Here is a 14,096-nt window from a genome sequence, read left to right on the forward strand (position 1 = left end):
AAAAGATATAAAAAAGCACTTGGTGTAACCACCAGTGCTTTTTTATACCCAAAACGCATTTTCTATATGATTTATTCTTCCATCATTGAGAAACACCTCAACAACATCAAATCTGTATGAAAAAGTTGTGAGTTTCCTGTATTTAATATAAGTCATGGCTCCCTTTATTATCTGATTCTGCTTCTTTCTGTTAACAGCCTCTCTCGGAAGCCCGTATTTCGATGTTTTTCTTGATTTTACCTCTATAAAGCAAATGGTATTTCCAGTCTTGGCAATTATATCAATTTCAGAATACCTTGTTCTGTAATTCTTCTCTACAATCAGATATCCCTTCTTCTTCAAATAATCAACAACTTCAGCTTCTCCCCAGGAACCTACTTCCCTGTTGTTCATAAGATCACCTCGATCCGACTGTTTATCAGATTAATTTCAACTGTTCATTACTATCCATTATTTTTCTTATAAAAGTATTTCTATGAATTTTGCATTTCCCATCTTTCAACAATGCTGCAATATGCTCCTTCGTACCATATCCTGCATTTTTCTTGAAATTGTATGCAGGATAATCTTCATGGAGTTCTGCCATGCAATTGTCCCTTGTCACCTTGGCAATTATTGAAGCTGCAGCTATTCCGTGACATTTGGCATCGCCCTTGATTATACCTTCCTGGGGAATTTTAAGGGCAATGATTTCAGCATCGATAAGCAAAAAGTCAGGAACAATACTGTTCCCTTCTTCATCCATAAGATTTTCAATAGCTCGCTCCATAGCAAGATGTGTTGCCTTTTTAATATTCATTTCATCAATTTCCACATTGGATGCAGTCCCTATTCCTATGGAAATGGCAGATTTTTTTATTTCCTCATACAGCTTTTCCCTTTTCTTCTTGGAAAGCTTCTTTGAATCGTTCACTCCATCTATTAGGAGTCCTTCAGGCATTATAACCGCACACGCCGTTACATCTCCTGCAAGACAGCCTCTGCCCACTTCATCAAGGCAGGCTATATACTTGTAGCCTTTTTTATGAAGCTCGTTTTCTATCTTAAGCATTTTCAGGTTTCTCCATTGTAATCTTGCCAAGTTTACCGCTTCTGAAATCATTGATTATAAGCCTAGAGACCCTCTCGTAATCCAATTCGTCGCCCTTCAATATGCAACCGTTTCTACGGGCTATATCGTCAATAATAGCGTATGTTTCTTTGTCCCCAGTTTCAATCTGGTATTTCTTTACAAGGTAATCCTTGTAGTTTTTGTTAAGAAATTCAACAATGTAAGTAGCTATATCATTCTTGTTGAGTATCTCTTCCCTTATGGCTCCCGTGCAAGCCAGATTGTAGCCCTGTATATCCGTTTCTATCTTAGGCCACAGTATTCCAGGTGTATCAAGAAGGTCTATGCCGTTTTTCACCTTTATCCACTGTTTTCCCTTTGTGACGCCAGGCTTGTCTCCCGTAGCTGCGCCTTTTCTTTTAGCTATCCTGTTTATGAAGGTCGATTTGCCCACATTAGGGATTCCTACCACCATGGCCTTAAGCTGCCTGTTGAAGAATCCCTTCTTTTTGTATTTCAATAATATTTCATCAGCTATGTCGTTTATGGAATTAAAAAACTTTGCTGTAGAGTCCTTGGTTGAATTGTACATGATACACCTTGTATTGTCCTTGGTATACTCCTTTTTCCACAATTCGGATATTCTGGAATCGGCAAGATCGGACTTGTTCATTACTATTATATGATGCTTGTTTGCCGATATTTCTTTCAGTATAGGATTCCTGCTGCTATATGGTATTCTGGCATCAACAATTTCAATGACCAGATCCACTATTTTTAAATTTTCCCTTATAAGTTCATTGGTCTTTTTCATATGACCGGGATACCAATTAATTGCCATAATATCTCCTTCCAGTTAAAATCCTCAGCACATCGAGTAGCTTACGAAAGTAAATATTAATATCACATTGAACCATTGTGATATGTATGATAGGATACTTTCCTTCGCGATTTAATATCGACTTTGTCGATAACGCAGCAAAGCTGCTTTCTTACCCTTAGGATTTTCCGACATTCAAGAGAGTGATAATTCCCAGATGCCGGAATTATCTTGAACGTCGCGTGATTAAGAAAAAATGAGGACTAGAAAGTCCTCATTATCTATACATCTTCTTTTCTTTAACTTTTGCAGATTTTCCAGTTCTTTCTCTAAGATAGAACAATCTGGATCTTCTGACTTTACCTTTTCTTACAACTTCAAGTTTTTCAACTCTTGGTGAATGTAAAGGGAATGTTCTTTCAACACCAACACCATATGATATTCTTCTTACAGTGAATGTTTCTCTAACGCTTCCACCTTGTCTCTTGATAACAGTACCTTCAAATATCTGAATTCTTTCTCTGTTACCTTCCTTGATCCTATAGTGAACCTTTACAGTATCACCAACATTGAAATCCGTCATGCTTTCCTTTAGCTGTTCTTGTTCTAAAGCTTTTATTAAGTCCATAGTATACCCTCCTTTCCTAGCGTTCTTGCAATGAAATTACAGAGGACCGCCGTATACTCCAATGTATTATAGCACAATCATATGCTCTAATCAATAATTATTTTGAAAAATATTTCTTCAGTTTATTATACTCATCTATTAGTTCATCTCTGCCGTCAATAAGGTCCGGCCTATATATGATGGTGTGTTCAATTGACTTGAATCTTCTCCACTTTTCAATTTCTGCATGGTTGCCCGACAACAGTATGTCCGGAACCTTGTGGCCCATAAATTCCTGAGGTCTGGTATATTGGGGATGCTCCAGAAGAATGTCATAGTGGGATTCCGATATGAATGATTCCTCTCCGCTTAATACTCCAGGAAGCATCCTGGCAATGGAATCAACCAAAACAGCAGCAGGCAATTCTCCTCCTGTCAGCACATATTCACCGATGGAAATGGATTCATCTACATAATTGTCAATTATCCTCTGATCAAGCCCTTCATAGTGACCTGCAATAATGATGATTTCCTCTTCTTCAGCCAAACTTTTAACAATGCTCTGAGTAAGGTTTTTGCCCTTTGGCGACATGTATATAACTTTTGAGTTTTGGCTTCTGTTTTGCAACAGTGCATTATATACCGGCTCAGGCTTGAGCAGCATTCCCGGACCGCCGCCGTAAGGGTAGTCATCAACTTTTTTATGTTTGTTCTCCGAATAATCCCTCAGTTGAATATATTCTATTTCAAGTTTCCCATCCTTAACAGCCCTTCCTATTATACTGACAGACAATATGCTTTCAAGCATTTCAGGGAAAAGGCTTATCAGTTTAAATTTCATGACAGCAGACCTTCAATCTTCTTTATTGTCATTCTACCTTTACTAATGTCAACAGATTTGACAACTTCCTTTATTGCAGGTATCAGCAGTTCCTTATTTCTGTTCAACTCATAGACATCATTGGCACCCGTCTGATAAACATATGTAATCTTTCCAAGATAATTACCTTCCATATCATAGACTTCAAGCCCTATAAGATCCGAAACATAATAGGAATCTTCATCAAGAGTCTTCATCTGGGTTTCATCGATAATAATATATTTATTCTTGTATTTCTCAACCAGATTTATATTATCAAACCCTTTAAACCTAAGATAAACCATTCCCTTCATATACCTTGCGCTTTCAATGTCCAGGCGTTCTTTAGTATCTTCTATATAAACATGGTCAAAATCGTCAAATCGCTCCATTTCATCAGTCAAATAAATACATTTGACCTCTCCCTTCAAACCATGAGTGTTTACAATTTTACCAACTCTTACAATTTTCTCCATTACTTACCTCGTCCGACAGCATAACATTCTTAAGCTAAAGTATAAGGATTAGCTAACGCTAATCCTTACTGAATAATTTCAATTATTACTCTTTTATTATCCTTAGTGGCAGCAGCTTTTACAAGGGTACGCAACGCCTTTGCTATTCTGCCCTGTTTTCCAATGATCTTACCCATATCATCAGGTGCAACTTTCAGTTCGATTATCAGGGATTGACTACCTTCTATTTCATTAACACTAACTTCATCTGGATTGTCTACTAGTGACTTAGCAATATATTCTACTAATTCTCCCATTTAATGCACCACCTTTATTTGCTTTCTTCTCTCTTATCATAGATACCATTGTTCTTGAACAAAACATTTACAGTATCTGTGGGCTTCGCTCCGTTGTTCAACCATTTTATTGCGCTTTCTTCATCAATCTTAACAACCTTAGGCTCCACTACAGGATTGTAGTAACCTATTTCCTCGATGAATCTTCCATCTCTAGGCGATCTTGAATCTGCAACAACTATTCTATAAAAAGGTTTCTTTTTCGCACCCATTCTTTTCAATCTGATCTTTACTGCCATTATATTCACCTCCTAAATAAATTTGTTTTATGATTTGGTATTCAAATCTATATATATTAAAGATTTACATCTAAAATAACTTAATCTTAAAATGGCATTTTAAAGCCGCCGCGCTTTTTCATTGTCTTTTCCATTGCTCCCATCTTCTTCATCATCTTCTTTGTCTCGTTGAACTGCTTCAGAAGACGATTGACTCTCTGAACAGAAGTTCCGCTTCCTGCGGCTATCCTTTTTCTTCTGTTGCCGTTTATAATTGATGGGTCATTTCTTTCCTTTTTAGTCATCGACTGAATTATAGCCTTTATATAAACAAGCTCTTTCTCGTCAATTTTAATATTCTTCAACTGCTTTGAATTAGCTCCAGGTATCATCTCAAGGAGTTGGTCCAAAGGTCCAAGATTTTGCATCTGCTCCATCTGCATGAGAAAATCATCAAATGTAAACTGCATGCTCTTCAGTCTCTGCTCCATTTCCTTTGCCTGCTTCATGTCAAAGGATTCCTGGGCTTTCTCAATCAGGCTTAGAACATCACCCATTCCAAGTATCCTGGATGCCATCCTGTCTGGATAGAAAGGTTCCAAATCAGACATTTTTTCCCCTGTTGTAACAAACTTGATAGGTTTGCTGGTCACAGCCCTGAGAGAAAGCGCTGCTCCTCCCCTGGCATCTCCATCAACCTTAGTCAGGATAACACCTGATATTTCCATAGTTGAGTTGAATGCTTCGGCTATTTTCACAGCATCCTGTCCCGTCATTGAATCGAGAACAAGTAGAATCTCTCTTGGATTAAGACTGGATTTGATTTGCTGCAGTTCTTCCATTAGAGCTTCATCTATATGAAGTCTACCGGCAGTATCAAGAATAAGCACGTCATTGCCCTTCTTTTTTGCTTCCTTGAATGCCTCATTTGCTATTTTAACAGCATCATTTTCTCCCTCAATCTTGAATACGGGAACGTCTATGCCCTTACCTACCACTTCCAGCTGTTTTATCGCTGCCGGTCTGTATATGTCACAAGCCGCTATCAATGGCCTTTTATTTTGCTTTTTAAATTTCAACGCAAGCTTTCCGGATGTTGTGGTTTTACCGGCACCCTGAAGTCCACACATCATAATGACTGTTATATCATCTGAGAAATCAATCTTTGATTCGCTTTCTCCCAAAAGCTTGATCATTTCCTCATTTACTATCTTTACAACCTGCTGTCCGGGAGTAAGACTTTCCATAACCTCAGAACCCAGAGAACGCTCTTTAACGGTTTTTATAAAATCCTTAACCACCTTGAAGTTGACATCCGCTTCCAAGAGTGACAGCTTTATTTCTCTCATGGCATTGTTGATATCTTTTTCAGTCAGCTTTCCCTTGCCTTTCAGTTTATTCAATGTTCCCTGAATCTTATCAGATAAACTTTCAAATATCATATTATCACCTATAAGGAATCGATCAGACCGTCTATAATTCCATTTATATTCTTTAGGTCGAAATCATTCCCGTTTATATTTTTTTTCAACAGTTCCAGCTTTTCCCTAATTCCGTCATTTCTTTGTATCAGTCCGAGTTTTTTTTCGTAATTCTCCAGGTTTCCTTCCGCTCTTTTTAAAAGATCGTGCACACCCTGTCTTGACATATCAAATATTTCCGATATTTCTGCAAGACTGAGGTCCTGAAAATAGTAAAGGTCCAAAACATCCTTGTGCTTATCCTTCAATATATTTGAATAATAATCAAACAACCTGCCTATTCTTTCATATTTATCCAGCATAATAAACCGCCTGTAAAGTTTTTACCTTGACAAGTAGTTATTGTAATGTATTATGATGCAATTGTCAATAGTTTATTCGAATATAGCATCAACAAATTTATTGGAATCAAAAGGTTGAAGATCATCAATCTTCTCTCCCAGTCCGACATACTTGACAGGCACTCCTATTTCTTTCTGAACAGGCACTATTATTCCACCTTTTGCAGTGCCGTCAAGCTTCGTCAAAATTATTCCATCAATGTCTGCTGCTTCCTTGAATGTTTTTGCCTGTATTATCCCATTTTGTCCGGTTGTGGAATCAATTACAAGATAAACCTGCTTGAATGCCGTATCATATTCCTTGTCTACAACCCTGAAAATCTTGTTCAGTTCGTTCATGAGGTTTTTCTTGTTGTGAAGACGTCCTGCAGTGTCGCATATAAGCACATCTGCCTTCCTGGATTTTGCAGCCTGTACAGAATCAAATATCACGGCAGCAGGATCACTGCCTTCCTTGTTTGCTATAAGCTCAACCCCTGCTCTGTCGCACCAAACCTGAAGCTGTTCTACAGCAGCAGCCCTGAAAGTGTCCCCTGCCGCCACAAGAACACTCTTGCCCATGGTCTTGTATCTGTTTGCCAATTTGCCTATGGTTGTCGTCTTTCCTACACCATTGACTCCAATAATAAGGATTACTGTCGGCGTCTTCATATTTGAATCATCCGTTTCATCATCTGTGTGTATTATTTCCTTCAAATATTCCTTAAGCCTAATTCTTATTTCATCAGGTGTCTTAAGTTTTTCGGTTTTTACGCAATTCTTCAAGTGTTCGATGATATCCATTGTAGATTCCACTCCAATATCAGATCCAATGAGTATATCCTCAAGATCTTCCAGGAGTTCATCATCTATCTTTGTATACATACTGAATACACTATCGATTTTTGATGCGAACTCGTCTTTTGTTTTCTTTAATCCATCCGTAAATTTCTTGAAAATATTTATTGCCATATTTCCTCCTACATATTATAATTTGAAAGTTTCATGGATACGAGTTTTGTAACGCCCTGTTCTTCCATAGTCGTTCCATATAGAGTGTCTACAAATTCCATGGTTCCCTTTCTATGTGTAATTACTAAAAATTGTGTTTCCTTTGAAAATTCCTTCAAGTATGCCGCAAACCTGTATACGTTGGCATCATCAAGTGCCGCTTCAATTTCATCAAGTATACAAAATGGCGTTGGATTTATTTTTAGAATGGCAAACAACAACGCTATTGCAGTCATTGCTTTTTCTCCACCTGACATCAATGAAATCTTGTTAAGCTTCTTACCTGGCGGCTGTGCATATATTTCTATATCACTATTCAGCATGTCGCTTTCATCGGTCATCACTATATCTGCCTTTCCACCATTAAAGAGAGTTACAAAAACCGCCTTGAACTGCTCTCTTATTTTGCCGTATTCCTCACTGAACTGTTTTTTCATCTTGTATGTCAGCTCATTTATTACCTTATTCAGCTTGTCCTTCGCCTTGTCAAGATCATCCTTTTGCTTAACAAGGAATCCGTATCTTTCAGATACTGAATTATACTCTTCAATTGACCCGATATTTATATCTCCAAGATTTTTTATTGCACTTTTCGATTTTCTTACGATTTCTTTCAGCTTTGTCATGCTCAATGATTCATCCTTGTATTCACAACACATGGCATAACTCATCTCATAGTCTTCCCACATCTGATTCGATATTGAAACAATTTTATTTTCTGTAATTTCAATCTTTGTCTTGATTGAATTATTTTCAATCCCCAATTCTCCAATGAGCTTTGTGTCTTCATTCATGCTCTTTTGAAGTTCATACTGCAAATTCTGATTCTTTTTCTTTAGTTCCCTTGTCTCCGCCAGCTTCATATCAATGGACTTTATCTTGTCCGACAACATTTCATTCACTTTCTCAACTTCCAAGGATTCCAAATCCAGTTCCTTGATTAAATAGTTGTTCTTTTCAATCAACTCCCTGCTGCTATCCAATGTTGTTTTTTCTGCTGAAACCCTGTTTTCAATATTTCCTGCTTCATTCAAGATGTTTTCCCTGCTGCTGACAAGCTCTGTAATCTTTATTTTATAATCTGTAATTCCTGTTCGTCGGCTTTCAAGCTCATTGACTGAATTCTTGTACGTACTGCTTCTTTCTTCAAGCTCCTCTTCAATGAATCTGATTTTCTCACTGTATTCATCAAGTTCACTGAGCCTTTTGTCCTTTTCAGAAATATAATTGCTTTTTTCTATTTTCAAAAATTCGAAATCTTCATGAAGCTTTGATTTTCCGGACTGGATTCTACCAAGTTCTTCCTTGAGATATTTGGATTCAAGCATACTGTTTTTTATATCGATATCCACCTTGTTAAGGGAAGTCTTTAAATTTTCACAGCATATATCCAGTTCCCGAATCCTGTCGACTAAGTTCCTGTTTCTTTCGCTTTCATTTCTGCCCGCTGAAACAGTCTTTTCTGCCAGGTCCTCCAATTCACTTATTTCCCTTTTCCTTCCAACAAGGTTGATGGAATTCTTAATGGTACCACCAGTAATGGATCCTCCCGCATTGACGGTTTCTCCTGAAACGGTCACAATTTTTGCGCTGTAATTTATACTTTTCGCAATCTTAATTCCGTTTTCAATACTGTCGACCAATATTACCCTGCCTAAAAGGTAGTCGATGATATTTTTATACTTGTCTTCATAAGCTACCAATTCGCTGAACACCCCTATGCATCCGGTAGATTTCAGCGCATTGAGTTCATGAGTATTCAGCTTTCTTGGCTTCATTGTATCCAGAGGCAGGAAGGTTATCCTTCCTATATTTCTTTTCTTAAGATAGGATATTATTTCCGAAGCGTATTTTTCATTTTTAATGATAATGTTCTGCATAGAACTTCCCAGCGCCACCTGAAGAGCTGTTTCATAGGATTTTTCAGCTTCTACAAGTTCCGCCACCACACCTATTATTTTATCATCGAATACCTTGTTGTCCTTGCAGTCAACCATAAATCTCTGCACGCTCTTGTAATAGCCATCATAAGATTCCTGCATTCTGCTCAATATCTTTTTTTTCGATTCAACCTCATTAAGGCTGTTTTTGATTTTAACAAGTTCATTGTCGGATACATTTTTTTCAAGCTTAAACCTGTTTGTTTCAGAGGTTGCTTCTTGTATTTCCTCCGTCAGCCTGTCCTTTTTCGCAGTATTTATTTCATGCATTTCATTGCTTTCGGCAATGCTTTCAAATATCCTTTTTTCAGATTCCTCCGCATTGGAATATTCGGTTTCAAGGCTCTTGTATCTATCTTCAAGATTCGATATTAAGGAATCTACAATATTAATTTTACTTTTTGTTTCCGTCTGGATATTGTACATCTCAAAAACATCGTTTTTTTTCATTTCTATTACACTTTGAATGCTGTTGCTTTCTTCGATAAATGCTTCCAGTTCTTTTTCCTTTTCTAAAAGCACTTTCCTGAAGTAGTCAATTTCAATCTTTACTTTCTCTTCTTCACTTTTGCATCTTTCAATTTCTTTTGCCCATTGACGAAGTCTTTCATCACTGTTTACTAAGGCATTTTTTATTTTGTCATTTTCTGATTCAAATAGAATCTTCTTTTCCTTGCGTAGCTTTAATGAATTTTCATTTTCAAAAAACTTCTTGTTATATTCAGAATTCTTCAGCTCATAACCTGAAATTTCTTCATCCAAAACCTTGTTGTCTGAAATAAGCTTCTCAAAACCATTTCTATTGTTTTCAAGCTTTTCTTCAATTTTCTTAAGTTCCTCGGTTTTGCTTTTCAACTGTTCTTTGATATCTTCAAGGAATTCATTTTGAACATCATAATCCCTGGACAGCAAATTAAGCTCCGCTGATTTCAGGGTGCCTTTAAATTCAAGATATTTTTCGGCAGATTCCTTTTGCTTTCTCAAAGGTTCAATACGCTGTTCTATTTCCGAAATTATATCATTTACCCGTTCAATATTTTCTTCCGTTTTTAAAAGCTTCCTTATGGATTCTTCCTTCCTTGTCTTGAACTTGACTATTCCTGCAGCCTCTTCAATAACCTTTCTTCTGGTTTCGGATTTTGTACCGACTATATCCTCGACTCTGCCCTGGCCGATTATGGAATACCCATCTATACCAATGCCGGTATTCATAAACAGTTCTCTTATTTCCTTAAGCCTGGTAGATGTTTTGTTGAGCAGATATTCACTTTCTCCCGTTCTGAAAAGTCTTCTGGTTACACATACTTCCTGATATTCTATGGGAAGCCTTTTGTCAGAATTGTCGAATACAAGGTTTACCTCCGCATAACCCAGGGGCTTTCGTCTTTCCGTGCCTGCAAATATTACATCCTCCATTTTGGTTCCCCTGAGAGTCTTGGCGCTTTGCTCGCCCATAACCCACTTGAATGCATCGGAAATATTGCTCTTTCCACTGCCATTGGGCCCAACTACGGCTGTGAATTCAGAATTTATTTTTATAACCGTTTTTTCAGGAAAGGATTTGAATCCATTAATAATTATCTCCTTCAAATACATAACCGGACTCCTTGTTGGTTTTTATGAAATAATCGAAGAATTTCTTTGTTTCGACAACAACTTCCATATCATTGAATTTTAGCAAAACAGTATTTTCTTTATGGTATTCCTTAAATTTAACTGAAACCAAGTCCAGCTTTTCGATCAAGTCTTTCTTTCCCCTGCCATTTATTCCTGCAAAGGAATTAATCATGGTCTTGCTGCACGCTACTGTCAATTCATCCAATTCACAGTCTTTTAGCATCCAAACAAGACTGCTTGTCATTATATGGGTCAACACCAACTGTCTGTAGGCAGGATGAAACGGTCCGCCTACAATATCTCCATCATAATTGATATTCTCGGTAGCTTGAAGGCCAACCCTGATTATTTTAATTCCCGCCACTTCATAAAGAGAATATATGTATGCAACAACATCGATGCTCTTCAGAAGACTTGGCGGATTATAACTTCCGTCATTATATAGCTCCTCCATCTTTGTATCCCTGATGGTAAGAGCCGGATAAATCCTGACTATGTCAGGATTCATTTCTATTGACTTTTCAGCAGTTTCTATATCATTTAAGGGACTGCTTCCATAAACTCCAGGCATTATTTGATGACCGAGAATGAACCCTCTTTCTTTTATTAGACTGCTGGCCCTTAGAGTATCTTCAGCAGTATGCCCCCTGTTGATTTTCAGCAATACATCATCATTCAATGACTGGACCCCAAGTTCTATAATGTCAACTCCATTATCTTCAAGAATGTCGAGAATTTCATAATCAATTGCATCAGGTCTCGTAGACAGTCTTATTCTATTGACAAGTTTCCTGCTTTTATAGTCATAGGCGATCTTTAAAAGGCTTCTTTGCAGTTCAATATCAATAGCTGTGAAACTGCCGCCAAAAAAAGCTATTTCAACTTCATAATTTTCAACATCTATAGTCGAAAAAAATTCTTTTATGTCATTTTCAATTTCATATACATCCAGATGTTTTCCCTTGCCTGTAATCTTCTTTTGATTACAAAAAATACAATCATTTGGGCAACCCTGATGGGGAATAAAAATCGGTATTATCTTAGTCTTCTTTCTCATCTATGCATCCCCTGCTGGTAAGTGCCGCCTTGGCAGCTTCCTGTTCTGCATTTTTTTTGCTCTTTCCACAACCTCTTCCTATGGTCTGTTTGTCAAGATGTACCTTGACATAGAATATCTTGTCGTGGTCAGGTCCTTCTTCCTTATATACAACATATTTGATTCGCTTTGAGGAATCGTCCTTCTGAATGATTTCCTGAAGCCTTGTTTTATAGTCCATGTTAAGCTTTCCAGTAACTGCAAGATTGATATATTTTTTAAATCTCGGCAGGAAAAGACCTACGACTGTGTCCATGTTGCTGTCAAGAAATATTGCGGCAATTATAGCCTCTATACTGTCTGCCAATATGGATTTCCTTTCTCTTCCACCCGTTATTTCCTCACCTTTTCCAAGCAGGAGAAATTTACCTATTTCAATATCTATTGCAATATCATACAATATTTCTTCACAAACCACCTTGGATCTGAGTCTTGTCAGCTTTCCTTCAGGCATGGATTTGTATTTGCTGAAAAGGTAATTGCTGACCATTATTTCCAGTACGGCGTCACCTAAAAACTCCAGTCTTTCATTGTTTTTAATATCCTGTCCATTTTCATTTGAATATGAACTGTGAGTCAGGGCCTCTACAAGGAGCTCCCTGTCAGTAAAACTGTAATCCAATCGTTCTTCAATAAGCGATAAATTATTATCCATCTTTCCTCCATTATTATCCTTGCAAGACTAACATCCTGCAAATTTCAACACTGCCCTTATCGGCAGATATTAATAATTAGAGATTGCTAATTAACTTGAAGTTAATCACCAATCACCAATCATTAAGGTATATCCTATTATCACCTTACAAGAAAAGTCCTGAAATCAGGACTTTTTATTTATTATACCTTCGATATATTCAACTGCATCTCTAACAGTCTTTATCTTTTCGCCATCTTGATCATCAATTTCGATATCATATTCATCTTCAATACTCATGATAAGTTCAACAAGACCTATGGAATCCGCTTCAAGATCATCTGAAAAAGATGTATCCATGGTTATTTCAATATCCTCTTCAAGGTTGAGCCTTTCAATAATCAAGTTCTTTATTGTTTGAAAAATCAATTGTCATTTCCTCCCCTATCAAGTTCTTCTTTGATAATTTCATTCACTCCGCTGTCCAAAAATATCTTTGACTGTCTTATTGCATTTTTTATTGCGGTACTGTCGGAACTTCCGTGGGCTTTAATTACTGGTGCCTTAAGTCCCAGTAAAGGCGCTCCCCCATGTTCCGAATAATCAAGCTTATCCTTGAGTCTTTTCATGGAATCTTTTATGAGATATCCGCCGATTTTACCCTTGGTAGTCTTGAGTATTTCATTCTTCATCCTTCCCATAAGCTCGGAAACAACTCCTTCCATAAGCTTAAGGACAACATTTCCAACAAAGCCGTCACATACCAAAATATCTGCGTCATTTGACAATATGTCTCTTGCTTCAATATTTCCGATAAAGTTCAGTTCGGATTCCTTTAAAAGCTTGAAGGTGTCATTTACCAGCTTGTTTCCCTTACCCTCTTCCGTTCCAATATTTATCAGTCCCACTTTTGGGTTTTCAATCTTTAGAACATTCTCCATATAAATGGATCCCATAAGTGCAAATTGATTTAAGAATAATGGTTTGCAGTCTACATTGGCACCGGCATCCATCAGCAAACTGAACCTTTCGCCATTGGGAAACAATGGCGCAAGACATGGCCTCTCTATTCCAGGAAGTCTTCCTACTATGAACAAGCCTCCACTGAGTATGGCTCCTGTATTTCCTGCTGAAACAAATGCATCGCCAAAACCATCCTTTAGGGCATTCATCCCCTTTACCATTGAGGAGTCCTTTTTCTTTCTGATAGCCTTTACAGGCTTGTCTTCATTGGTTATGACATCCTCAGCATTTATTATTTCAATTCTGTTCAAAAGATTTTTTTCAATATTCAAATATTTCTTTATTTCCTCTTCCTTTCCGGAAAAAGTGATTTTTACGTCATATTCTCTTAATGCTTCAATTGAGCCTTTGACTATCGCTTCAGGTGCGTTGTCTCCACCCATTGCGTCCATAATAATATTCATTTTACACCTCGATATAATACTCAAGTTTTAGTATAACGTAGAACAAATGAATTTGCAATCAAAATAAAATTCTCAGGACATCGAGCAGCTGCTTTCTTTCCTTCGAATTATCCGACGTCCATGATAATTCCCAGAAACCGGAATTATCATGGATGTCATGTAAATAAAAATGAAGATAGTGCTAACACTATCTTCATGGTTTTA

The 14,096-nt window shown here is 37.3% G+C and carries 16 protein-coding genes; all 16 read right to left on the reverse strand.

What is annotated here, in order from left to right:
• Positions 1-42: 42 nt before the first annotated feature.
• The 16 genes from BUB05_RS04440 to plsX all read right to left on the reverse strand — a co-directional run bounded on the left by BUB05_RS04440 (position 43) and on the right by plsX (position 13,892).
• The gene (locus BUB05_RS04440; RefSeq protein ID WP_073047783.1) at positions 43-393 is read right to left on the reverse strand and encodes a YraN family protein; all 351 of its coding nucleotides are present in this window, start codon (positions 391-393) and stop codon (positions 43-45) included.
• A gap of 25 nt (positions 394-418) precedes the next feature.
• Entirely contained in the window at positions 419-1,051 is a 633-nt protein-coding gene (locus tag BUB05_RS04445) for a ribonuclease HII (protein WP_245819746.1), read from the reverse strand.
• Complete coding sequence (gene ylqF / locus BUB05_RS04450) at positions 1,044-1,892, reverse strand: ribosome biogenesis GTPase YlqF (RefSeq protein ID WP_073047789.1); 849 nt, start codon at positions 1,890-1,892, stop codon at positions 1,044-1,046. The genes BUB05_RS04445 and ylqF overlap by 8 nt, the downstream gene beginning before the upstream one ends.
• Before the next feature lie 256 nt (positions 1,893-2,148).
• A complete protein-coding gene (gene rplS, locus BUB05_RS04455; protein WP_073047792.1) occupies positions 2,149-2,499 on the reverse strand; it encodes a 50S ribosomal protein L19 in 351 nt (116 codons plus the stop codon).
• Positions 2,500-2,596: 97 nt separating this feature from the next.
• Positions 2,597-3,319, reverse strand: coding sequence for a tRNA (guanosine(37)-N1)-methyltransferase TrmD (trmD, locus tag BUB05_RS04460; protein WP_073047795.1), 723 nt, complete (start codon positions 3,317-3,319; stop codon positions 2,597-2,599).
• Positions 3,316-3,813 carry a ribosome maturation factor RimM gene (rimM, locus tag BUB05_RS04465; RefSeq protein WP_073047796.1) on the reverse strand — a complete coding sequence of 166 codons (498 nt, stop codon included), beginning with the start codon at positions 3,811-3,813 and terminating at the stop codon, positions 3,316-3,318. The genes trmD and rimM overlap by 4 nt, the downstream gene beginning before the upstream one ends.
• Positions 3,814-3,878: 65 nt before the next feature.
• A complete protein-coding gene (locus tag BUB05_RS04470) occupies positions 3,879-4,109 on the reverse strand; it encodes a KH domain-containing protein (RefSeq protein WP_073047799.1) in 231 nt (76 codons plus the stop codon).
• Between the two features lie 14 nt (positions 4,110-4,123).
• Positions 4,124-4,387 (reverse strand): 30S ribosomal protein S16, encoded by a 264-nt coding sequence (gene rpsP, locus BUB05_RS04475; protein WP_073047801.1) that lies wholly within the window; start codon positions 4,385-4,387, stop codon positions 4,124-4,126.
• Positions 4,388-4,473: 86 nt separating this feature from the next.
• Complete coding sequence (gene ffh, locus BUB05_RS04480; protein ID WP_073047804.1) at positions 4,474-5,808, reverse strand: signal recognition particle protein; 1,335 nt, start codon at positions 5,806-5,808, stop codon at positions 4,474-4,476.
• 8 nt (positions 5,809-5,816) lie between these two features.
• Entirely contained in the window at positions 5,817-6,149 is a 333-nt protein-coding gene (ylxM, locus tag BUB05_RS04485; protein ID WP_073047807.1) for a YlxM family DNA-binding protein, read from the reverse strand.
• Positions 6,150-6,221: 72 nt separating this feature from the next.
• Positions 6,222-7,139 (reverse strand): signal recognition particle-docking protein FtsY, encoded by a 918-nt coding sequence (gene ftsY / locus BUB05_RS04490; protein ID WP_073047810.1) that lies wholly within the window; start codon positions 7,137-7,139, stop codon positions 6,222-6,224.
• Positions 7,140-7,147: 8 nt separating this feature from the next.
• Complete coding sequence (gene smc / locus BUB05_RS04495) at positions 7,148-10,714, reverse strand: chromosome segregation protein SMC (RefSeq protein WP_073047813.1); 3,567 nt, start codon at positions 10,712-10,714, stop codon at positions 7,148-7,150.
• Positions 10,689-11,792, reverse strand: a complete 1,104-nt coding sequence (locus tag BUB05_RS04500; protein ID WP_073047816.1) for an elongator complex protein 3 — start codon at positions 11,790-11,792, stop codon at positions 10,689-10,691. Before BUB05_RS04500 ends, smc begins: the two co-directional genes overlap by 26 nt.
• Positions 11,776-12,486 (reverse strand): ribonuclease III, encoded by a 711-nt coding sequence (rnc, locus tag BUB05_RS04505; RefSeq protein ID WP_073047819.1) that lies wholly within the window; start codon positions 12,484-12,486, stop codon positions 11,776-11,778. Before rnc ends, BUB05_RS04500 begins: the two co-directional genes overlap by 17 nt.
• 165 nt (positions 12,487-12,651) lie before the next feature.
• Positions 12,652-12,894: an acyl carrier protein gene (gene acpP / locus BUB05_RS04510; protein ID WP_073047822.1), complete on the reverse strand. Its 243-nt coding sequence runs from the start codon at positions 12,892-12,894 to the stop codon at positions 12,652-12,654.
• Positions 12,891-13,892 carry a phosphate acyltransferase PlsX gene (plsX, locus tag BUB05_RS04515; protein WP_073047825.1) on the reverse strand — a complete coding sequence of 334 codons (1,002 nt, stop codon included), beginning with the start codon at positions 13,890-13,892 and terminating at the stop codon, positions 12,891-12,893. The genes acpP and plsX overlap by 4 nt, the downstream gene beginning before the upstream one ends.
• Between the last annotated feature and the right edge of the window lie 204 nt (positions 13,893-14,096).

This window comes from Dethiosulfatibacter aminovorans DSM 17477, assembly GCF_900142005.1.
GTDB classification, from domain to species: domain Bacteria; phylum Bacillota; class Clostridia; order Tissierellales; family Dethiosulfatibacteraceae; genus Dethiosulfatibacter; species Dethiosulfatibacter aminovorans.

Coding starts and splice junctions, on each gene's coding strand:
- ylxM (WP_073047807.1), bottom strand. CDS start 6,149: ATGCTGGATAAATATGAAAGAATAGGCAGGTTGTTTGATTATTATTCA.
- rplS (WP_073047792.1), bottom strand. CDS start 2,499: ATGGACTTAATAAAAGCTTTAGAACAAGAACAGCTAAAGGAAAGCATG.
- rnc (WP_073047819.1), bottom strand. CDS start 12,486: ATGGATAATAATTTATCGCTTATTGAAGAACGATTGGATTACAGTTTT.
- BUB05_RS04445 (WP_245819746.1), bottom strand. CDS start 1,051: ATGCTTAAGATAGAAAACGAGCTTCATAAAAAAGGCTACAAGTATATA.
- rimM (WP_073047796.1), bottom strand. CDS start 3,813: ATGGAGAAAATTGTAAGAGTTGGTAAAATTGTAAACACTCATGGTTTG.
- ftsY (WP_073047810.1), bottom strand. CDS start 7,139: ATGGCAATAAATATTTTCAAGAAATTTACGGATGGATTAAAGAAAACA.
- ylqF (WP_073047789.1), bottom strand. CDS start 1,892: ATGGCAATTAATTGGTATCCCGGTCATATGAAAAAGACCAATGAACTT.
- plsX (WP_073047825.1), bottom strand. CDS start 13,892: ATGAATATTATTATGGACGCAATGGGTGGAGACAACGCACCTGAAGCG.
- rpsP (WP_073047801.1), bottom strand. CDS start 4,387: ATGGCAGTAAAGATCAGATTGAAAAGAATGGGTGCGAAAAAGAAACCT.
- BUB05_RS04470 (WP_073047799.1), bottom strand. CDS start 4,109: ATGGGAGAATTAGTAGAATATATTGCTAAGTCACTAGTAGACAATCCA.
- trmD (WP_073047795.1), bottom strand. CDS start 3,319: ATGAAATTTAAACTGATAAGCCTTTTCCCTGAAATGCTTGAAAGCATA.
- ffh (WP_073047804.1), bottom strand. CDS start 5,808: ATGATATTTGAAAGTTTATCTGATAAGATTCAGGGAACATTGAATAAA.
- BUB05_RS04440 (WP_073047783.1), bottom strand. CDS start 393: ATGAACAACAGGGAAGTAGGTTCCTGGGGAGAAGCTGAAGTTGTTGAT.
- BUB05_RS04500 (WP_073047816.1), bottom strand. CDS start 11,792: ATGAGAAAGAAGACTAAGATAATACCGATTTTTATTCCCCATCAGGGT.
- smc (WP_073047813.1), bottom strand. CDS start 10,714: ATGTATTTGAAGGAGATAATTATTAATGGATTCAAATCCTTTCCTGAA.